Consider the following 19,630-nt stretch of genomic DNA (forward strand, 5'->3'; position numbering starts at 1 on the left):
CCGCGAAGGCGGGAGCCCAGACTGGGTCCCCGCCTTCGCGGGGAAACAAAGATGCGGATCGCTTGCCCCACGGGCGCTGGGAGCAACATACGCCCCTTCCCCGTCACCCCGGCGGAGGCCGGGGCCCACCGGTCCGCATACTCAGTTCTATCGGATGTGCGGAACGGTGGATGCCGGAACGAGTCCGGCATGACGGGGCGGGACGTGAGCTAGGTAGGCAAACCGAACGCGAACCTAGTCCAGTTCGAGGATCACCTGATCCACCGCCAAGCTATCCCCGGTCTTCGCAGCAACCGACTTCACCGTCCCCGTCTTCTCGGCGCGCAGGATGTTCTCCATCTTCATCGCCTCGACCACCGCGAGCGCCTGCCCCGCCTCGACCTTGTCGCCCGCAGCCACATCGAGCCGCACCAGCAGCCCCGGCATCGGGCAGATCAGGAACTTCGACAGATCGGGCGCCACCTTCTCGATCAGGTGCGCGGTATAGGGCGCGACGCGGGCGGGAAGCACGCGGGCGACGTGGCTAGCCCCTCGCGCGGTAAGCTTGAAGCCGGCGCGGGCCTTGGCGATGCGGATCGTGAGGTGTTCGTCGCCATCTGTCCCATGACCGTCGGCGACCACCATGCGATCGCCGGGCGTGTATTCGAGCGAAAGGTCGAGCTCTTCGCCGTCGACCATGATGCCGTCGGTCGAGACCGTCACCGCGTGGTCGATCTTGTCGATCGTCACCACCCAATCCGCCGGCGGGCGCAGACGCCTGCCAAGCTGGCCGTCAATGCGGCGCGCGCGGTCGGCCTCTGCGGTCGCCGCGAAGGCGGCGACCGCGGCGAGCGTCTTCAGCAATTCGGCGTCGGCGGGCGCGCCGTGGAAGCCGTCGGGATATTCCTCGGCGATGAAGCCGGTGGTGAGCGCACCCGACTGGAAGCGCGGGTGCTGCATGATCGCCGAGAGGAAATCGATGTTGTTGCCCGGCCCCGCCAGTTCGAACGCATCGAGCGCGGCGATCTGAGCGGCGATCGCGGCGTCGCGCGTTGGCGCCCAGGTGATGAGCTTGGCGATCATCGGGTCGTAGAACATGCTGACCTCGCCGCCCTCGCGGACGCCGTCGTCGACACGAATTCGAGGTTCTTCTGCTCCCCCTCCCGCAAGCGGGAGGGGGGAAGTTTCGGGCGGATTATACCGCACCAAGCGACCGATCGACGGCAGGAACCCGCGATACGGATCTTCGGCGTAGACCCGGTTCTCGATCGACCAGCCGTTGAGCTTCACCTCGTCCTGCGTGAACCCGAGCGGCTCCCCCGCAGCCACCCGGATCATCAGCTCGACGAGGTCCAGCCCGGTGATCTCCTCGGTCACCGGATGCTCGACCTGGAGCCGGGTGTTCATTTCGAGGAAGTAGAACCCCTCCCCCGTGGTGTCCGCACCCGACACGATCAGCTCGACCGTCCCCGCGGAATAATAGCCAACCGCCTGCGCGAGAGCGACCGCCTGCTCGCCCATCGCTTTCCGCATCTTGGGCGTGACGAACGGCGACGGCGCCTCCTCGACGACCTTCTGGTGACGCCGCTGGATCGAGCATTCGCGCTCGTTGAGATAGATGATGTTGCCATGCTGGTCGCCGATCAGCTGGATCTCGATGTGACGCGGGCTTTCGATGAACTTCTCGATGAACACGCGGTCGTCGCCGAAGCTGGCGAGCCCCTCGCGCTTGGTCGCCTCGAAGCCTTCGCGGACGTCCTGTTCGCTGTAGGCAAGCCGCATGCCCTTGCCGCCGCCGCCGGCGCTCGCCTTCATCATCACCGGATAGCCGATGCCCGACGCGATCTCGACCGCGTGGTCGGTGCTGTCGATTTCGCCGAGATACCCCGGCACGACGTTGACGCCCGCGGCCTTGGCGAGCTTCTTCGATTCGATCTTGTCGCCCATCGCGGCGATCGCGTTGGGTGGCGGCCCGACGAAGGCGATCCCGGCGTCGGCGCAGGCCAGCGCGAAACTCTCGCGTTCGGATAGGAAGCCGTAGCCTGGGTGGATGCAGTCCGCGCCGGTTTCCTTGGCCGCGAGCAGGATCAGTTCGGCCTTGAGATAGCTTTCGGCGGCGGGTGCCGGCCCGAGACGGACGCTCTCGTCGGCCATCAGCACGTGCGGCGCGCGCGCGTCGGCGTCGGAATAGACCGCGACAGTTTTGATGCCCATCGCCTTGGCGGTCCGCATGACCCGACACGCGATCTCGCCCCGATTGGCGACCAGGATTTTCTTAAACAAACTATCTACTCCCCTCCCGTATGCGGGAGGGGTTGGGGGTGGGCACCCGGCCTCCTGCATCGGCATCGTTTGCGGTGAGCGCGAGCCCACCCCCAACCCCTCCCGCATACGGGAGGGGAGCTAAGTCTTTACTCCGCCGCAGCCCGCATCGGCTCCGCGCCGACCATCGGTTTCATCCCCAGCTTCGCCAGCAGCGTCGCATCCGCGCTGTCGCCGGCGTTGCCGGTGGTCAGCAGCTTGTCGCCCGTAAAGATCGAGTTCGCGCCGGCCATGAAGCACAGCGCCTGAGTCGCCTCGGACATGCTTTCGCGCCCGGCCGACAGGCGGACCATGCTGAGCGGCATCGTGATCCGCGCGACGGCGACGGTCCGGACGAACTCGATGTCGTCGATCTGCGCCATCGGCGTGCCGGCCAGCATGTCGCCGAGCGGCGTGCCCTTGACCGGGACCAGCGCGTTGACGGGGACGCTCTCGGGGTGGCGCGGCAAGGTCGCCAGCGCGTGGACGAAGCCGACGCGGTCGCTGCGCGTCTCGCCCATCCCGACGATCCCGCCGCAGCAGACTGAAATGCCCGCATCGCGGACGTTCGCCAGCGTCTCCAGCCGGTCGCCGAAGGTCCGCGTGGTGATGACGTTGCCGTAATTCTCCGGCGAGGTGTCGATGTTGTGGTTGTAGTAATCGAGGCCCGCATCGGCGAGTTGCTTGGCCTGGTCCGCGTCGAGCATGCCGAGCGTCATGCACGTCTCGAGCCCCATCGCGCGGACGCCTTCGACCATCGCGACGACCTTCGGCATGTCGCGCGGTTTCGGGTTGCGCCACGCGGCGCCCATGCAGAAACGCTGCGAGCCGGCGGCCTTGGCCTGCGCAGCGTCGGCGAGAACGGCGTCGACGTCCATCAGCTTTTCCGCCTTCAGGCCGGAGTCGGACGACGCGGACTGCGAGCAATAGCCGCAGTCCTCGGGGCAGCCGCCGGTCTTGATCGACAACAGCGTGCAGAGCTGGACTTCGCCGATCGCGTGGTGCGCGCGGTGGACGGTCTGCGCGCGGTACATGAGTTCATCGAACGGGAGGTCGAACAGCGCGGCGATCTCGGGGCGGGTCCAGTCGGTGCGGGAAACGGGAGCATCGCGCACCAGGCTAGGAGCCACTGCATGTGCGAGAGTACGGAGGAGGGTATCGGTCATTCGGCGGCTTCCTCTTGCGGGGCCATGTTGTGGCCGAGGAGTTTCAACACGTCCTCGGCGGCCTGGATCAGGTTGGTGCCGGGGCCGAAGATCGCCTGGACCCCGGCATCGCGCAGCGCCTGATAGTCCTGTGCGGGGATAACGCCACCCGCGATCACCTTGATATCCGCGCGGCCCGCCTCGCGGAGGTAGCCGATCAGTTCGGGGATCAGCGTCTTATGGCCGGCGGCGAGGCTTGAGGCACCGACGATGTCGACGTCGTTTTCGAGCGCGAGCGCGGCGGCTTCGGCGGGGGTCTGGAAGAGTGGGCCGGGGACGATCTCGAAGCCCAGGTCGCCGAACATCGACGAGACGAGGTTGGCGCCGCGGTCGTGGCCGTCCTGGCCCATCTTGGCGACGAGCATGCGGGGTTTGCGGCCCATCCGGCGCTCGGTGGCCTCGACCCCGTCGGTAAGCCGGGTCCAGCGCGCGTCGTCCTCGTACGCGCCGCCGTAGATACCGGAGACGGGAGTCGGTTGCGTGCCGTAGCGGCCGAATACGTCCTCCATCGCGGAGGAGATTTCGCCGAGCGTGGCACGGGCTCGGGCGCAGTCGACGGCGAGCGCGAGGAGGTTGTTCTCAAATCCTCCCCGTTCCGGGGAGGTGTCGGCCGAAGGCTGACGGACGGGGGCTTCCGCGAGAGGGTCCGTTTGTGGGACGCCCCCTCCACCAGCCGTTGGCTGGTCCCCCTCCCCGTTCCGGGGAGGAATGCGCGCCCCTTCCCGCAACGCATCAAGTGCGGCGCGGCACGCTGCTTCGTCGCGCGTCGCTTTCACGCGGTTGATGCGTTCGATCTGGCCGGCGCGGACCGCGACATTGTCCACGTCGAGGATCTCGATCGCGTCCTGTTCGGCGAGCTTGTACTTGTTCACGCCGACGATGACGTCCTCGCCGCGATCGACGCGTGCCTGGCGGCCGGCCGCCGCTTCCTCGATCATCGCCTTGGGCCAGCCTGCGGCGACCGCCTTCGCCATGCCGCCTTCGGACTGGATCCGCTCGATCAGGTTCCACGCGCCGTCGACCAGCGACTGCGTCAGGCTCTCGATATAATAGCTGCCGCCGAGCGGATCGACGACCTTGGTCATCCCCGTCTCTTCCTGGATCACGATCTGCGTGTTGCGTGCGATCCGCGCCGAGAAGTCGGTCGGCAGCGCGATCGCCTCGTCGAGCGCGTTGGTGTGGAGCGACTGCGTGCCGCCGAGCATCGCCGCCATCGCCTCGATCGTGGTGCGCATGACGTTGTTGTACGGATCCTGCTCGGTGAGCGAGACGCCCGACGTCTGGCAGTGCGTACGCAGCATCTTCGAACGCTCGTCCTGTGCGCCGAGCTGCGTCATCGCACGGTGCCAGAGGACGCGGGCGGCGCGGAGCTTGGCGATCTCCATGAAGAAGTTCATGCCGATCGCGAAGAAGAAGCTCAGCCGCCCGGCGAACTTGTCGATGTCGAGCCCGGACGCGACGCCGTATTTCACATATTCCATGCCGTCGGCGATCGTGAAGGCGAGCTCGTGGAGCTGCGTCGCCCCTGCTTCCTGCATGTGATAGCCGCTGATCGAGATGCTGTTGAACTTGGGCATCTCGCGGCTCGTGTAGCCGAAGATGTCCGAGATGATCCGCATGCTCGGCTCGGGCGGGTAGATGTAGGTGTTGCGGACCATGAACTCCTTGAGGATGTCGTTCTGGATGGTCCCGTTGAGCAGTTTGCGGTCGACGCCCTGCTCCTCGCCCGCGACGATGAAGAAGGCGAGGATCGGAATCACCGCACCGTTCATCGTCATCGAAACCGACATCTTGTCGAGCGGGATGCCGTCGAAGAGGATCTTCATGTCCTCGACGCTGTCTATGGCGACGCCCGCTTTGCCGACGTCGCCGGTGACGCGGGGGTGGTCTGAGTCGTAGCCGCGGTGCGTGGCGAGATCGAACGCTACCGAAAGGCCTTTCTGGCCGGCGGCGAGGTTGCGGCGGTAGAACGCGTTCGAGGCTTCGGCGGTGGAGAAGCCGGCGTACTGGCGGATCGTCCAGGGGCGGCCCGCGTACATCGACGCGCGGACGCCGCGGGTGAAGGGCGCGAAACCGGGGAGTCCGGGGTCTTCGCGCACGTCTTCCGCGGTGTAGAGCGGCTTGACGTCGATGCCTTCGGGGGTCGGCCAGGTGAGGTCGCCGCCTTTAACTTCCTTGGCGGCGAGTGCCTGCCAGTCGGCGAGGGTTGGCGCGGATTTGGGCGTGTCGGTCATGCTTAAAACACCACCCCGGCGAAGGCCGGGGCCCAATTGGAAAGATCGAAGTAATTGAGAGCAGCACCAGCCAATGGGTCGTTGCCCAATTGGGCCCCGGCCTTCGCCGGGGTGGTGGTTAGAACCGCTGGGGTGGTGTTGGAGGCGGAGGTCACTTGCCCGTGAACACCGGCTTGCGCTTCTCCAGGAACGCGAGACCGCCTTCCATCGAATCCGCAGACCCGCGCGCGTCGCGCTGGTTCGCCGCCTCGGCCTGCATCGCGGTCGCGTAATCCGTTTCGTACGCAGCCGTAATCGCCCGCCGCATCAACCCCAGCGCGATCGTCGGCATCCCCGCCAGCCGCTCCGCCAGAGCGAATGCTTCCACGTCCAGCGCATCGTCCGCGACGACCTTGTGCACCATCCCCCAGTCGAGCGCCTTGGCTGCCGGCACGCGCTCGCCGAGCATCATCATCTCCGTCGCCCGCGCCTTGCCGATCAGCCGCGGCAGCATCCACGACGCGCCGCCGTCCGGCACCAGCCCGATGTTCACGAACGCCTGGAGAAAATACGCACTCTCGCTCGCCACACAGAAATCGGCGGCAAGCGCGAGGCTGCACCCGATCCCCGCCGCCGGCCCGCGTACCGCGCTCACCACCGGCACCGACAGGTCGGCGAGCGCCGTCATCGTCGGGTTATAGCTGCCGGTCAGCGCCGCGAACGTCGCCTCGCCCGGATTGTCCGAACCTAACGCACCGCCCCCAACATCCGCCCCCGAACAGAACGCCCGTCCCGCACCAGCGATCAGCACTGCGCGGGCCCCGCCGAGGTCCCCCAGCGCCGCACGCAATTCCTCGAACATCGCCGGCGGTGCGGCGTTCAGCCGGTCGGGCCGGTTGAGCGTCAGCACCAGCATTTCGCCGCGCCGTTCGCTTAGGATATGCTCGTACGCGGCCATCAGATCTCTCCTAGTGCGCGCCGGTATCGCCCGGCGTCTCCATCAACTCGACCAGCATGCCGCCGAAATCCTTCGGGTGCACGAACACGATCGGCGTGCCATGCGCGCCGATCCGCGGCTCGCCCACCACGGTCGCCCCCTTCGCCTTCAGATCGGCAACCGCGGCGGCGATATCGGCGACTTCGAAACAGACATGATGCTGCCCGCCCGCCGGGTTCTTGCGCAGGAAGCCCGCGATCGGCGAGCTCTCGTCATACGGCTCGATCAGCTCGATCTGCGTGTTGGGCGCATCGATGAAGCATACCTTCACGCCCTGCGCCGGCAGGTCGAACGGTTCGCCAATCGCCGTCGCGCCCAGTAACAGGCGATACGTCTCGACCGACTTCGCGATCGACGGCGTCGCGACCCCGACATGGTTGAGGCGGCCAAGGGTCATTGCGCGTCTTTCGGTGGCGGCGGCGGCGTGGGAACGACACCCAGCGTGTAACCGCACACACCGAGCACCTGCCGGATCATCGCATCGCCGGTCGGCGCGACGAAGTTCGCCTGCACTGCGAAGTTCGCGCCGTTGGTGGCCTCGACGCGCACCGTCTTCGACTTCACTAGGAACGTCGTCAGCTTGGTGATCGCCTCTGGATCGGTGACATAGGTCCCCGTCCCCGGAAACTGCCAGTTATACGTGAACGCCGGCCCGCCATCGAAGCGCACCGCGACCGGCTTGTCCGCGCCCGACCCGAGCGGCTGCGGCTGGATGAACTGGATCGACACGATCGGCTCGGCCGCGACGTCGCATTTCACGACGAACCGCGAGAGCCCGTCATTGCCGGTGACCGACGCGGAGATGCTGCGCACGCCCGCCGCGTTGGTGCGATCGGCAAGCTTCCAGGTCGGTGCAGGTGCAGGTGCAGGCGCCGCCACCGCTGCGGCTTGAAGCAGGAGAAGCGCGATCATTCCTCGATCCTCCGCTGCTGTCGACTAGCCGCCATTGCCGCGCCCTCTATGATGCCCTCAAGCCGTGAGATCCGGTCGCGCAGCGATGAGATACCGTCGGCGAGACCATCGATGTCTCCTGCCATCCGGGTCATCCGCACATCAAGTTGGTCCAGTCGGGCTTGTGTAAGAATCACCTGCCGCATCGCACCGAATATATCGCCGAACGGGCTCATGAACGCACGCCCATGTCACGGAGCAGCGCGTCGATTCGCATATGTGACGCATCCATCGTCGCGATCATCGAGTCGATCGACGCGTTCATTTTCGGGATCGCCTCGTTGACCTGCTGCACGAGTACGGCAAGCTCGGCTTCCTCGTCCGCCGTCGGCTGGCCGATATACTGGCTCGACGCCTCGCGTAAAACATGCCCGACCGACTGGCCGTTGCTGCTTGCAAACGCGTCGAGCGCTGCCTTGTGGTCGGGGGTAGTCAGAAACGTCACGCGTTCGGTCTGCATGTCACGACTCCTTCGCATGACATGATAATGTGCTTATCATTACCGAACAAGCATCGCTCACAACGGGATGTTGTCATGCTTCTTCCAGGGATTCTCGAGCGCCTTGCCGCGGAGTTTCCGTAGGCCGAGCGCGATGCGGCGGCGGGTCGAGTGGGGTTGGATCACTTCGTCGATGAACCCCTTCGACGCGGCAACGAACGGGTTGGCGAACCGCGCCTCGTATTCCGCGGTGCGCTCGGCAATCTCTTCGGGCGTCTTGCCGCGGAAGATGATCTCGACCGCGCCCTTCGCGCCCATTACCGCGATCTCGGCGGTCGGCCACGCATAGTTCAGGTCGCCGCGCAGATGCTTCGACGCCATCACGTCGTACGCGCCGCCATACGCCTTCCGCGTGATGACGGTGATCTTCGGCACGGTCGCCTCGGCATAGGCGAACAGCAGTTTCGCGCCGTGCTTGATGATGCCGTTATGCTCCTGCGCGGTGCCGGGCAGGAAGCCGGGCACGTCGACGAAGGTCACGATCGGAATCTCGAACGCGTCGCAGAAGCGCACGAACCGCGCCGCCTTCTTCGAGCTGTTGATGTCGAGAACACCGGCAAGTACCATCGGCTGGTTCGCGACGAAACCGACCGTGCGGCCCTCGATGCGGCCAAAGCCAGTGATGATGTTGGCTGCGTGCGCCGGCTGCGTTTCGAAGAAATCGCCTTCGTCGACGGTCTTCCGGATCAGCTCGTGCATGTCGTAGGGCTGGTTCGCCGACGCCGGGATCAGCGTGTCGAGGCTCTCCTCGATCCGGTCCCATTCGTCCGCGGTCGGGCGCTCGGGGACGCCTTCACGGTTGGAGGCGGGCAGGAAATCGAAGAAATCGCGCGCGGCCAACAAGGCCTCGATGTCGTTCTCGAACGCGTTGTCGGCGACCGACGTCTTGGTCGTGTGCGTCACCGCGCCGCCGAGCGCCTCCTGCGTCACGACCTCGTTGGTCACCGTCTTGACCACGTCGGGACCGGTGACGAACATGTAGCTCGAATCCTTCACCATGAAGATGAAGTCGGTCATCGCGGGGCTGTAGACCGCGCCGCCTGCGCACGGGCCCATGATCAGCGAGAGCTGCGGCACGACGCCTGACGCGAGCGCGTTGCGCTGGAACACTTCCGCATAGCCGCCGAGGCTCGCGACGCCCTCCTGGATGCGCGCGCCGCCGCTGTCGTTGAGGCCGATGATCGGCGCGCCGACCTTCATCGCGCTGTCCATCACCTTGCAGATCTTCTGCGCATGACGTTCGCTGAGCGACCCGCCGAACACGGTGAAGTCCTGGCTGAAGACGAAGACGAGGCGGCCGTTGATCGTGCCCGAACCAGTGACCACGCCGTCGCCGGGGATCACCTGGTCCTGCATGCCGAAATCGACGCAGTTATGCTCGACGTACATGTCGAGTTCTTCGAACGAACCCTCGTCCAGCAGCACGTCAAGGCGCTCCCTTGCGGTGAGCTTTCCCTTGGCGTGCTGCGCTGCGATCCGCTTGAGGCCCCCGCCGACTCTGGCGGCTTCGCGGCGGCGTTCAAGCTCTTCGATCGTCGATGACATCGTCTCTCCGTCCTGCTGATTGCCTTCACAGAGCGGGATGCGATGCGCAAATGCAATGTTGCAAACTTGCCGACGTGATGTTTGCAAACTAGGCGGAGGGATGACCCTGCCCGCGCGTCGCCTCTTCGTCGGACACCGCCTGCGCGATCTGCGTCGCGTGCTCGGGATCAGCCAGGCGGCGATGGCCGCGCGGATCGGATTGTCGGTCAGCTATCTCTCGCAGATCGAGAATGGCGATCGCCCGGTGACCGAGGGCGTGCTGATCACGCTCGCGCGCGAGTTTCCGGCGGACTGGGGCAGCATCGATGCGGCGGACGATACCGCGCTGCTGATCGCGACGCTGGAGGCGGTGTCGGATACGAGCGTCGAGGCGCCCGCGCTAGACGAGACCGCAGTGCGGCGCGCGGTGAAGCATCAGCCGCTGTTGGCGCAGCGCCTCGTCGCGATGCACGATGCGTATCGGCGCGCGCAGGAGCAGTTGCGGGCGCTCGACGATCGGCTGGTGGCGGGATCGGGGGCGCCGGGATTGCTGCCGTGGGAGGACGTGCGCGACTGGTTTCATGCGGCGGGTAATTACGTCGATGCGCTCGATCGCCGGGCGGAGGAGATCGGCGAAACGCTGGGGGCGGACCGGATCGCGGCGCTGGAGGCTCGGCTGGCGGCGCGCGGCGTGTCGGTTGCGATTTCGGGCGCGCTGGCCGCCCCGTTGCGAGATTACGACGGCGCGACCTTGCGACTCGACGGGTCCCAACCGGGCGAGACAACCCTGTTCTCGCTCGCGCACCAGGTTGCGCGGCACGAGTTCGGTGACGTCATCGGCGGGATCGTCGCGGCGTCGGAAATGGCGTCCGAAACGGCGCGCGCGTTGCTGACCGCGGGGCTGACCAACTACGCAGCCGGGGCGATCGTCATGCCTTACACCCGCTTCCGGACGGAGGCTCGGAGCGTCCGCCACGATATCGATCGGTTGCGGCGGATCTTCGGGACGAGTTTCGAGCAGACGTGTCACCGGCTCTCGACGTTGCAGCGACCGGGCGCGCTGGGCATCCCGTTCTTCTTCTGCCGCGTCGACATGGCGGGCAACATCACCAAGCGGCACTCGGCCACGCGGTTGCAGTTCGCGCGGTTCGGGGGAGCTTGCCCGTTGTGGATCGTCCACGAGGCGGTCGCGATCCCGGACCGGATCCTGACGCAGCTGATCGAGACGACCGACGGCATCCGCTACGTCTCGATGGCGAAGGGTCTGGTGAAGCCGTCCGAGACGTACACGCGACCGGCGCGGCGCTACGCCGTGGCGCTCGGGTGCGAGGAGGCGAACGCGTCGGAGTTCATCTATGCGGACGCGTTGGGGACCGGAGGCATCGCCACGCCGATCGGGACGTCATGCCGCATCTGCCTGCGCACCGACTGCGACCAGCGCGCGTTTCCGCCAGCCGCCAGCGAGATCCGCGTTGATCCGGACCGCCGCGGCACCGTCCCCTACGAGGTGGTTTAGCCCACCCCTCCAAACTCGATCGAAGTACCACTTCGGTCGACGGACAAAAAAGGCCCGGTGTGTTTCCACACCGGGCTAAGGTTGTCCGCAGGAGGAACGTCGTGGGTGCGGGCTCGACTGGCCCGCTACCGATCAGTTGTAAGCGCGCTCGCCGTGCTCGCCGATGTCGAGACCCTCGTGCTCGACTTCCGGCGAGACCCGCAGGCCGGTGACGGCCTTGGCGACGTAGATCGCGATCGTGGTGCCGATCGTGGCCCAGATGATCGTGACGATCACCGCCTGGAGCTGCACGAAGAGCTTCGCGCCCATCGCATAGTCCGCAGCACCAGGCCCGCCGAGCGACGGCGCGTAGACCACCGCGGTGCCGATCGCGCCGATCATGCCGCCGATGCCGTGGATCCCGAAGGCGTCGAGCGAGTCGTCGTAGCCGAGCATCGGCTTGAGCTTCGACACTGCCATGAAGCAGACGAGCGAGGCGATCGCACCGAGGACGATGGCGCCGAACGGTCCCGAGTTGCCCGCGGCCGGCGTGACGGCGACGAGGCCGGCGACGATGCCCGAGCAGAAGCCCAGTGCCGAACCCTTGTGACCCGAGAGCTTCTCGGCAAGCATCCAGAACAACGCAGCCGACGCTGTGGCGACGAAGGTGTTGAGCATCGCGAGCGCAGCAGACCCGTTCGCCTCGAGCGCCGAGCCTGCGTTGAAGCCGAACCAGCCGACCCAGAGTAGGCCAGTGCCGATGCCGGTCATGACCAGCGAGTGCGGTGCCATCGGCTCCTTCGGATAGCCGATACGCTTGCCGAGGATCAGGGCCGCGACCAGCGCCGAGACGCCGGCGTTGATGTGGACCACGGTGCCGCCGGCGAAGTCGAGTGCGCCTGCCTTGAAGAAATACCCGCTCGATGCCCAAACCATGTGCGCGATCGGGAAGTAGACGATCGTCAGCCAGACCAGGCCGAACACCATCACCGCCGAGAACTTCATGCGCTCGACGACCGATCCCAGGACCAGCGCGATGGTGATCGCGGCGAAGGTCATCTGGAAGCAGATGAAGACATATTCGGGGATCTCGACGCCGGCCGTGAAGGTCGCTGCCTGCGAGGCTGGCGTGACGCCCTTCAGGAACGCCTTGTCGAAGCTGCCGATGAAGTTGCTGAGCAGCGGGTTGGTCACGTCGGGACCGAACGCCAGCGTGTAGCCCCACATCACCCAGATCAGCATTGCGAGCGCCGCGACGGCACCGATCTGGGTCATGGTCGACAGCATGTTCTTCGACCGCGTGAGGCCGCCGTAGAACAGCGCGAGACCGGGCAGGATCATCATCAGGACGAGGACCGTCGAGGTCATCATCCAGGCGGTGTCGCCCTTGTTCACGGTCGCTACGACCGGGGCCACGACGGGTGCCGCAACCTCTTGTGCCCAGGCGGGTGCGGCGGCGATCATCGCTGCTCCGAACCCTAGCGCCGCGACGGCGGATGTCTTCATATCAAGCTTCATTTCGTCCCCCCCTCAGAGCGCTGAATCGTCAGTTTCGCCGGTGCGGATCCGCACTGCCTGGCCGACGTCGAGCACGAAGATCTTGCCGTCGCCGATCGCGCCGGTGTTCGCCGATGCCTGGATCGCCTCGACCACGCGGTCGGACAGGCTGGCGGCACAGACCACCTCGATCTTGATCTTCGGCACCATGTTGGTGCTGTATTCGGCCCCGCGATAGATCTCGGTCTGGCCCTTCTGACGACCGAACCCCTTGACCTCGGTGACCGTCATGCCCGCCACGCCGATCGTGGTGAGCGCTTCGCGCACCTCGTCGAGCTTGAACGGCTTGATGATGGCAATGACGAGTTTCATCGCGCCCCTTCCCCTTGTTACCGGGGGTGCCTCGCAATGTGCATGCCAGTTGTGGTGTGGAGCGGTCAGGAGTGCTCGAAGGGCGGGCAGCGGGGGTTTTGGGGTTAAAACTTGTGCAGTGCGGTGCGGGTGCCTCTTTTATGGGCAGCACATCAACATCCGTCATTCCCGCGGAGGCGGGAACCCATACTGGCTGTCTTTGGAGATAATCGCGGAGGTTCGCCAGTATGGGTCCCCGCCTTCGCGGGGATGACGGTGGGGTTGCGCGTCAGGCTATCAGTGGCGGAAGTGGCGCATGCCGGTGAAGACCATCGCGAGGCCGGCTTCGTCCGCGGCGGCGATGACGTCGGCGTCGCGGATCGAGCCGCCGGGCTGGATCACCGCGGTCGCGCCCGCTTCCACAGCGGCCAGCAGGCCGTCGGCGAAGGGGAAGAACGCATCCGACGCGACTGCCGAGCCGATCGTGCGCGGGGTGGACCAGCCGGCCTTTTCTGCCGCGTCCTTCGCCTTCCAGGCGGCGATGCGCGCGGATTCGAGGCGGTTCATCTGGCCGGCACCGATCCCTGCGGTGCTGCCGTCCTTGGCGTAGACGATCGCGTTGGACTTGGTGTGCTTGGCGACGGTCCAGGCGAAGCGGCAGTCGAGGAGTTCCTGCGGTGTCGGCTGGCGCTTGGTGACGACCTTCAACTCGCCGGGCGTGCCGTTGTCGCGGCCCTGGACGAGCCAGCCGCCGGCGATCGACTTTGCCGTCAGACCTGCGCGGGCGGGATCGGGGAGGTCGCCGGTCAGCAGCAGGCGGAGATTCTTCTTGGCGGCGAACAGCGCGATCGCTTCCTCGTCGGCATCGGGGGCGACGACGACTTCGGTGAAGATGCCGGTGATCGCGCGTGCGGTCTCGGCGTCGAGCGTGCGGTTGACGGCGATGATGCCGCCGAATGCGGAGACCGTGTCGCAGGCGAACGCCGCGGCGTACGCTTCGGCGAGCGTGGCGCCGGTGGCGACGCCGCAGGGGTTGGCATGCTTGACGATCACGACGGAGGGCTCGGCATCGCGGAATTCGGCGATCAGTTCGAGCGCGGCGTCGGCGTCGTTGAGGTTATTGTAGCTGAGCGCCTTGCCCTGGAGCTGGCGGGCCTGGCCGATGCCGCGGACGGTGCCGGTTGCGGTGTAGAAAGCGGCGGACTGGTGCGGGTTCTCACCGTAGCGGAGCGTGTCGCCGCGCTTGAGCGTAATCGGCAGCGTGGCGGGGAATTCCTCGGCTTGGTCTACCGTGCCGAACCACGTCGCGATCGCCGAATCATAGGCTGCGGTGGTGGCGAACGCCTTCGCGGCAAGTTTCTTGCGGTCTTCGAGCGTGGTGGTGCCGCCCGATACCAGCGCATAGTCGGCGGGGTCGGTGACGATCGCGACATAGGCGTGGTTCTTGGCGGCCGAGCGCACCATGCTCGGGCCGCCGATGTCGATGTTCTCGATCACGGTGTCGCGGTCGGCACCCTTCGCGACGGTCGCCTCGAACGGGTAGAGGTTGACGATGACAAGGTCGATCGCGCCGATCTGGTGCTCGGCCATCGAGGCGGCGTGGCCGGCGTCGTCGCGGACCGCGAGCAGGCCGCCATGGACCATCGGGTGAAGCGTCTTGACGCGGCCGTCCATCATTTCGGGGAAGCCGGTGAGTTCGCTGACGTCGCGCACTTCCAAGCCGGCGGCGCGGAGGGCCGTCGCGGTGCCGCCGGTCGAGACGAGTTCTACGCCGTGGCTCGCGAGCGCCTTGCCGAGATCGACGATCCCGGTCTTGTCGGAGACGGACAGGAGCGCGCGCTTGATCGGGATGCTGGTCATGGGGGTCTTTCGTCGGGAGTCGCCGTGCGGCGGTGCCTTAGCGTTGGTTGACGTTGGGGAACAGGGGGCGAGCCGATCGAACCGCCACCCGTTCGCTCAAACTTGTCATCCCCGCGCAGGCGGGGATCCATAACCTCTGGAGCCGGCACATCTATCGCGAGGTTAGCCAATATGGGTTCCCGCCTCCGCGGGAATGACGAATCTGGCAGTCAGGCCTTCTTCAGTGCCCAGCTCACACTCGCGCCGCCGGCCGCGGCTTCGCCGGTGATCATCAGCTGCTGCGTCGCGACCGGGCGGCCGTCGGCGTCGATCCAGACGCTGTCCTCGACCACCAGCGCGCCGCCGCGGCAGCGGAATTGCCATAGGGGACCGCCGGGGAGGCGGAGGATCGCGCCCAGGCCGTCCGCCGTGGGGGAGACCTGCACGCCCTCCCCCAAATGGAAGCGGATCGCGAAGAGGGACAACCCGGCGCGGCGCTTGCGGCCCTGCGGCAACAGCGCGTCCTCGCCGCGGAGTTCGCGGCCGTCGCCGGTGAGCATCAGCTGGCGGCGGTGGAGGAAGCCCCAGCGGCGGACATAGCCGTCGTGGCTCGCCTCGATCCGGCTGGCGGCGTCCGATTCCTGGCGGCTGAGCTCGACTTCACCCACGCCGCGGCCGAGCGTGCCGTCGGCGAGGATCGCGGTCGAGTTGCTGTCGGCGATCGTCAGCGTGGAATGGGCGGCAGTCGAGCGCAAACCCTCGACCATCGCGGGCGGCAGTTGCGCGATGCCCGCGCGGGCGCCGCCGCAGTTGACGACGATCCGCGCCGGGCCATCGGAGAACTCGAACGCGAGCGTCGAGGCGCAGCCGCCTTCAACGAGGCGGGCGATCGGCGGCGGGGCGGCATCGACGATCAGCACTGCGGTGCCGGCGGCGAGGCGCTGATAGCCCCAGTCGCGCGCCTGGCGGAGCGGACGCGTGCGGACACCGCTGGCTTCGATGACCGCGGCGACCTGCGTTTCGCTGGCCGGCCCACCGCCCTGCCAGCTCGACAGGCCGCGATCAGCGTGCGCGACACCGAGCAGGGCCGCGACCATCCGGGTGAGCGTGACCGCGACCGTCTCGGGGAGTTCGGCGCTGCGGGCGGCGTAGCTTTCCTGGAGGAGCGTGAGCAGCTGGATCGAATCGAGCAGCATCGCCGGGCTGCGCGAGACCGAGCCGCCGTCGTCGAACAGGCCGGTGCCGAGCGCGCGGAGGAGGCCGGCTTCACCGAAGGCCTGGCGGGGCTCGCCGCCGGGGATGAGGAGTCCGGCCGCGACGACTCCGCACCACGCGGCGATGCGCGGCGCCCCCGCCGGCGCCTTGTCGGCATTGCGATCGAGGTGGAGTGCGCCCTTGGCGAGCGCGTTGAGCACCTTCGAGCGGTAGATCTGGTCGGACGACGACAGGATCAGCGGCGCGTGTGCGGTCCAGGCGAGGATCCGGCGGCCCCACATGTCCGGGCGCCACGCGATCCCGCCTTGCGTGTCGGCGTGCGCGGTCAGCCAGAGCCCCACGAGGTATTCGGCGATCGGTGCGCCCCGCGCGCGGGTCGCGACGGTCGACAGGTCGCGCAGCCACGCGAAACTGTGGAGATATTCGGCGAAGGGTTTGGGAAGCGGCTTCGACAGATCGAGCGTCTCGATGTCGCGCGCTTCGCCGCGGAACGAGAGGACGCCTTCGAGCAACATCGTGCCGCGCGGGATGTCGCCGAGAATGGGATCGTCGGGGACCGCGATCAGCTTCAGAGGGTAGCGGCCCTTGAGGCGGAGCGTGTGGAGCGGGGTGCGCCACGTCAGGCGGTGGAAGCGCTCGGCGAGGCGATCGGCGAGCGACAGCCCCTTGTCGCCGCCGAGCCGGATCAGGCGGCGGCCTTCGTCGATCCCGTCCGGTGCGGGATCGGTCACGGGATCACGCGGTTCGTTCACCCCCGCAACGCGGCGATGTTGGCGGCGTAGTGGTTGGGGCCGCCGCGGAAGACCGAGGTGCCCGCGACCAGCGCGTCGGCGCCGGCCTCGATGCAGCGTTTCGCCCACTCCGCATCGACGCCGCCATCGACTTCGAGATCGATCGTGCGGCCGCTCTTTTCGATCATCGTGCGGATCGCCGAGATCTTCTTGAGCTGGCTCGGGATGAAGCTCTGGCCGCCGAAGCCGGGGTTGACGCTCATCACCAGCACGAGGTCGACCATGTCCATGAGGTAGTCGAGCATCTTCGCCGGCGTGCCGGGGCAGATCACGACACCCGCGCGCTTGCCGAGGCTCTTGATGTGCTGGAGCGAGCGATGGATGTGCGGGCCAGCTTCGTAATGCACGGTGATGCAGTCGGCGCCGGCCTCCGCGAACGCGTCGAGATAGGCGTCGACGGGTGAGATCATCAAGTGGACGTCGAACGGCTTGGTGGTGACGCCGCGGACCGACTTCATGACCGCGGGGCCGAACGAGATGTTGGGGACGAAATGCCCGTCCATCACGTCGATGTGGATCCAGTCGGCGCCGGCCGCGTCGATGGCGCGGACCTCCTCGCCGAGTTTGGCGAAGTCGGCGGAGAGGATCGAGGGGGCGATGCGGACGGGTTGCATGGTTTTGTCCTAGCGCGGGATTCGCGTGGTGCGAAGGGTTTGGTTTTCGCCCCTCCCTGGAAGGGAGGGGGGAAGAATTTAGGCGCGCTTCAATCTTGCGATGAAGAAGCCGTCGCAGCCGCCTTGGTCGGCGAGCATGCCGGGGAGCGTGCGGACGGTACCTGCTTCTGTCGGGGTGATGCCGGCGGGGAGTTCGGACTGGTCCACCGGGGCGATCGTGTAGTCGCTGCGCGCGGACAGGAACGCGTCGAGTTGCGCTTCGCCTTCCGACGGTTCGAGTGAGCAGGTGGCGTACACCAAAGTGCCGCCCGGCTTCACCCAGTCCGCCGCCCGCGCGAAGATCCGCGCCTGCAACGCCGCGGTCTCGGCGATGATCGAGGGGCGGACGCGGTGGAGGACGTCGGGGTGGCGGCGGAAGATACCGGTGGCGCTGCACGGCGCGTCGATCAGGATCGCGTCGGCGGGCTCGGTCGGTGCCCATTCGAGGATGTCGGCGTTGACGACCTCGGCCTTCAGGTGCGTGCGGTAGAGGTTCTCGCGCAGGCGCTTGATGCGGCTCTGCGAATTGTCGACCGAGGTGACGGTCCAGCCGGCGCTCGCGAGTTGCAGCGTCTTGCCGCCGGGCGCCGCGCAGAGATCGAGGACATTCCCCTCCCCTTTGCCGAGCAACCGCGCGGGGAGCGAGGCGGCGATGTCCTGTACCCACCAGGCGCCGTCGCCGAAGCCGGCCATGTCGGGGACGGAGTCATGGTCGCCCAAGCGGAGATGGCCGGGCATGAAGCTTTCGCCGCCGAGTTTCTCGCGCCAGCCTTCGGTTTCGGACGGGTCGGCGATCGTCAGGTCGAGCGGCGGCACCTGCGCGATCGCGCGGCCGGCGGCGTCGACCATCTCCTCGCCCCACGCGGCTTCCCAGCGGAGTTCGACGGGGGCCGGCAACGTCGGCACCTCGGGGAGCAGCATGTTGGCGCGGAACAGCGTGCCGAACACGCCGTGGACGAGTTTGCGCGGGCCGCCGTCGACCAACGGCAACACGGTCGAGATCGCAGCGTGCGAGGGGGTGCCGAGGATCAGCACCTGGACGAGCGCGATGCGGAGCGCCATGCGCGCCTTCGCATCGTCGGGCAGGTTGGTCTTGGTGACCGAATCGATCATCGCGTCGAGATCGGGGAGGCGGCGCAGCGTCTCGGCGGCGATCGCATGGGCGAGGCCACGGTCTGGGCCGTGGATCGCGCGCGTGGCGGCGGGGAGTGCGGATTCGAGCGACTCGCCGCGGCGGAGCACGGCGTCTAGCAGGCGGAGCGCGGCGCGGCGGGTCGGGACGCCGAGCGGCTCGGGGGCGTGGGTATAGTCGGGCATATGAAGGTCCTTCGCGTTCGGTTTGGCGCGCGGCTTGTGGCAAAGCGGCGCGACAGGGCCCATGTGGCGGTTACGACGCCAACACGCAAATCCGGAGAGCCGCGATGGGCCAGCGCCCCGATCACGTTAAGCCACCCGAATATCTCGCGAAGAATACGCCGGTGCCGAAACCCGAAGCGATCGTGCCGGACAAGGACCCCGAGCCGCGCGATCCTACGCGGTACGGCGACTGGGAGCTGAAGGGCATGGCGATCGATTTTTGAGGACCGATCGTCCCAGGCGTATCAGTCCTTAAGATCGGCCTTCGGGAAGAAATGCTCGACGACGCTGTTCGCCAAACGCGACGGGCGCAGCGTCTCGGCATCGAGGCAGCACCAGCTCGACTTCACCTCGGCGAGCACATCCTCGCCGCGCTTGATGATCGTCTCGTAGAATGCCCGCGCACCCTGGACCTTCTCGAGCAGCACCGTCGCGATGACGTCGTCGTCAAGGAACGCGGGCTTGCGGTAGGTGATCTCGTGCTTGAGCGCCACCCAGAGGTGCCCGGCGACGGCTTCGGCGGGCGCCAAGCGCTGCCAATGGTCGATCACTGCGGCCTGTACCCACTTCAGATAGTTCGCGTTGTTGACGTGACCCATGAAGTCGATGTCGGCCGGCTCGATGCCGATGGCGTAGGTATGGGGGAGAGCTGTGGACACGCGCTGCATATAGCATGCGAACCTGAACATAGCGATGACGGCGGCGCTTCGATACCGACAATAAACGCTATTCCGGATGCGTCGCGCGGGCCCTAGCATCCGACC

At 66.9% G+C, this 19,630-nt stretch carries 18 protein-coding genes; 2 read left to right on the plus strand and 16 right to left on the minus strand.

All coding sequences use genetic code 11. The features are described from left to right. Positions 1 to 234 precede the first annotated feature (234 nt). From IFR23_RS06985 to IFR23_RS07025, 9 genes are all read right to left on the minus strand, one after another. Entirely contained in the window at positions 235 to 2,211 is a 1,977-nt protein-coding gene (locus IFR23_RS06985) for an acetyl-CoA carboxylase biotin carboxylase subunit (RefSeq protein ID WP_244655517.1), read from the minus strand. Positions 2,212 to 2,390: 179 nt separating this feature from the next. Beyond that, positions 2,391 to 3,446, minus strand: a complete 1,056-nt coding sequence (gene bioB, locus IFR23_RS06990; RefSeq protein ID WP_192975251.1) for a biotin synthase BioB — start codon at positions 3,444 to 3,446, stop codon at positions 2,391 to 2,393. Next, positions 3,443 to 5,719 (minus strand): methylmalonyl-CoA mutase, encoded by a 2,277-nt coding sequence (gene scpA / locus IFR23_RS06995; RefSeq protein ID WP_192975252.1) that lies wholly within the window; start codon positions 5,717 to 5,719, stop codon positions 3,443 to 3,445. The genes bioB and scpA overlap by 4 nt, the downstream gene beginning before the upstream one ends. A 151-nt stretch (positions 5,720 to 5,870) precedes the next feature. Then, on the minus strand, positions 5,871 to 6,656 hold the full coding sequence (locus tag IFR23_RS07000) for an enoyl-CoA hydratase-related protein (protein WP_192975253.1): 786 nt from the start codon (positions 6,654 to 6,656) through the stop codon (positions 5,871 to 5,873). A 10-nt stretch (positions 6,657 to 6,666) separates the two neighbouring features. Then, the gene (mce, locus tag IFR23_RS07005; RefSeq protein ID WP_192975254.1) at positions 6,667 to 7,092 is read right to left on the minus strand and encodes a methylmalonyl-CoA epimerase; all 426 of its coding nucleotides are present in this window, start codon (positions 7,090 to 7,092) and stop codon (positions 6,667 to 6,669) included. Then, positions 7,089 to 7,607, minus strand: coding sequence for a hypothetical protein (locus IFR23_RS07010; protein WP_192975255.1), 519 nt, complete (start codon positions 7,605 to 7,607; stop codon positions 7,089 to 7,091). Before IFR23_RS07010 ends, mce begins: the two co-directional genes overlap by 4 nt. Next, on the minus strand, positions 7,604 to 7,822 hold the full coding sequence (locus tag IFR23_RS07015) for a hypothetical protein (RefSeq protein ID WP_192975256.1): 219 nt from the start codon (positions 7,820 to 7,822) through the stop codon (positions 7,604 to 7,606). Before IFR23_RS07015 ends, IFR23_RS07010 begins: the two co-directional genes overlap by 4 nt. Beyond that, the gene (locus IFR23_RS07020) at positions 7,819 to 8,106 is read right to left on the minus strand and encodes a hypothetical protein (RefSeq protein WP_192975257.1); all 288 of its coding nucleotides are present in this window, start codon (positions 8,104 to 8,106) and stop codon (positions 7,819 to 7,821) included. Before IFR23_RS07020 ends, IFR23_RS07015 begins: the two co-directional genes overlap by 4 nt. Positions 8,107 to 8,163: 57 nt before the next feature. Then, positions 8,164 to 9,690, minus strand: a complete 1,527-nt coding sequence (locus IFR23_RS07025; RefSeq protein WP_133020235.1) for an acyl-CoA carboxylase subunit beta — start codon at positions 9,688 to 9,690, stop codon at positions 8,164 to 8,166. Between the two features lie 100 nt (positions 9,691 to 9,790). On the opposite strand from IFR23_RS07025, the gene IFR23_RS07030 reads away from it, so the two are divergent. Further along, positions 9,791 to 11,185, plus strand: coding sequence for a helix-turn-helix domain-containing protein (locus IFR23_RS07030; RefSeq protein WP_192975258.1), 1,395 nt, complete (start codon positions 9,791 to 9,793; stop codon positions 11,183 to 11,185). A gap of 132 nt (positions 11,186 to 11,317) precedes the next feature. On the opposite strand, the gene IFR23_RS07035 is transcribed toward IFR23_RS07030, so the two are convergent. From IFR23_RS07035 to IFR23_RS07060, 6 genes are all read right to left on the minus strand, one after another. Further along, positions 11,318 to 12,670, minus strand: coding sequence for an ammonium transporter (locus IFR23_RS07035; protein WP_244655498.1), 1,353 nt, complete (start codon positions 12,668 to 12,670; stop codon positions 11,318 to 11,320). Positions 12,671 to 12,694: 24 nt separating this feature from the next. Continuing rightward, positions 12,695 to 13,033, minus strand: coding sequence for a P-II family nitrogen regulator (locus IFR23_RS07040; RefSeq protein ID WP_056053652.1), 339 nt, complete (start codon positions 13,031 to 13,033; stop codon positions 12,695 to 12,697). 276 nt (positions 13,034 to 13,309) lie between these two features. Next, on the minus strand, positions 13,310 to 14,872 hold the full coding sequence (gene purH, locus IFR23_RS07045; protein ID WP_192975260.1) for a bifunctional phosphoribosylaminoimidazolecarboxamide formyltransferase/IMP cyclohydrolase: 1,563 nt from the start codon (positions 14,870 to 14,872) through the stop codon (positions 13,310 to 13,312). Positions 14,873 to 15,081: 209 nt separating this feature from the next. Further along, on the minus strand, positions 15,082 to 16,797 hold the full coding sequence (locus IFR23_RS07050) for a heparinase II/III family protein (protein ID WP_342344888.1): 1,716 nt from the start codon (positions 16,795 to 16,797) through the stop codon (positions 15,082 to 15,084). A 17-nt stretch (positions 16,798 to 16,814) separates the two neighbouring features. Continuing rightward, complete coding sequence (rpe, locus tag IFR23_RS07055; protein ID WP_192975261.1) at positions 16,815 to 17,471, minus strand: ribulose-phosphate 3-epimerase; 657 nt, start codon at positions 17,469 to 17,471, stop codon at positions 16,815 to 16,817. 78 nt (positions 17,472 to 17,549) lie between these two features. Then, positions 17,550 to 18,827, minus strand: a complete 1,278-nt coding sequence (locus tag IFR23_RS07060) for an RsmB/NOP family class I SAM-dependent RNA methyltransferase (RefSeq protein ID WP_192975262.1) — start codon at positions 18,825 to 18,827, stop codon at positions 17,550 to 17,552. 104 nt (positions 18,828 to 18,931) lie between these two features. Between IFR23_RS07060 and IFR23_RS07065 the strand changes: the two genes are divergently transcribed. After that, complete coding sequence (locus IFR23_RS07065) at positions 18,932 to 19,090, plus strand: DUF1674 domain-containing protein (RefSeq protein ID WP_107963485.1); 159 nt, start codon at positions 18,932 to 18,934, stop codon at positions 19,088 to 19,090. 21 nt (positions 19,091 to 19,111) lie between these two features. Here the strand turns inward: IFR23_RS07065 and IFR23_RS07070 are convergent, their stop codons facing one another. Next, complete coding sequence (locus IFR23_RS07070; protein ID WP_192975263.1) at positions 19,112 to 19,525, minus strand: thioesterase family protein; 414 nt, start codon at positions 19,523 to 19,525, stop codon at positions 19,112 to 19,114. Between the last annotated feature and the right edge of the window lie 105 nt (positions 19,526 to 19,630).

The sequence above is a fragment of the Sphingomonas sp. CFBP 13603 genome (genome assembly GCF_014892665.1).
In the GTDB taxonomy this organism is placed as follows: Bacteria; Pseudomonadota; Alphaproteobacteria; order Sphingomonadales; family Sphingomonadaceae; genus Sphingomonas.

Bases quoted from the DNA above. Each gene is read 5' to 3' on its own strand.
- IFR23_RS06985 (WP_244655517.1), bottom strand. From the start codon at position 2,211: ATGCGGACCGCCAAGGCGATGGGCATCAAAACTGTCGCGGTCTATTCC.
- bioB (WP_192975251.1), bottom strand. From the start codon at position 3,446: ATGACCGATACCCTCCTCCGTACTCTCGCACATGCAGTGGCTCCTAGC.
- scpA (WP_192975252.1), bottom strand. From the start codon at position 5,719: ATGACCGACACGCCCAAATCCGCGCCAACCCTCGCCGACTGGCAGGCA.
- IFR23_RS07000 (WP_192975253.1), bottom strand. From the start codon at position 6,656: ATGGCCGCGTACGAGCATATCCTAAGCGAACGGCGCGGCGAAATGCTG.
- mce (WP_192975254.1), bottom strand. From the start codon at position 7,092: ATGACCCTTGGCCGCCTCAACCATGTCGGGGTCGCGACGCCGTCGATC.
- IFR23_RS07010 (WP_192975255.1), bottom strand. From the start codon at position 7,607: ATGATCGCGCTTCTCCTGCTTCAAGCCGCAGCGGTGGCGGCGCCTGCA.
- IFR23_RS07015 (WP_192975256.1), bottom strand. From the start codon at position 7,822: ATGAGCCCGTTCGGCGATATATTCGGTGCGATGCGGCAGGTGATTCTT.
- IFR23_RS07020 (WP_192975257.1), bottom strand. From the start codon at position 8,106: ATGCAGACCGAACGCGTGACGTTTCTGACTACCCCCGACCACAAGGCA.
- IFR23_RS07025 (WP_133020235.1), bottom strand. From the start codon at position 9,690: ATGTCATCGACGATCGAAGAGCTTGAACGCCGCCGCGAAGCCGCCAGA.
- IFR23_RS07030 (WP_192975258.1), top strand. From the start codon at position 9,791: ATGACCCTGCCCGCGCGTCGCCTCTTCGTCGGACACCGCCTGCGCGAT.
- IFR23_RS07035 (WP_244655498.1), bottom strand. From the start codon at position 12,670: ATGAAGACATCCGCCGTCGCGGCGCTAGGGTTCGGAGCAGCGATGATC.
- IFR23_RS07040 (WP_056053652.1), bottom strand. From the start codon at position 13,033: ATGAAACTCGTCATTGCCATCATCAAGCCGTTCAAGCTCGACGAGGTG.
- purH (WP_192975260.1), bottom strand. From the start codon at position 14,872: ATGACCAGCATCCCGATCAAGCGCGCGCTCCTGTCCGTCTCCGACAAG.
- rpe (WP_192975261.1), bottom strand. From the start codon at position 17,471: ATGCAACCCGTCCGCATCGCCCCCTCGATCCTCTCCGCCGACTTCGCC.
- IFR23_RS07060 (WP_192975262.1), bottom strand. From the start codon at position 18,827: ATGCCCGACTATACCCACGCCCCCGAGCCGCTCGGCGTCCCGACCCGC.
- IFR23_RS07065 (WP_107963485.1), top strand. From the start codon at position 18,932: ATGGGCCAGCGCCCCGATCACGTTAAGCCACCCGAATATCTCGCGAAG.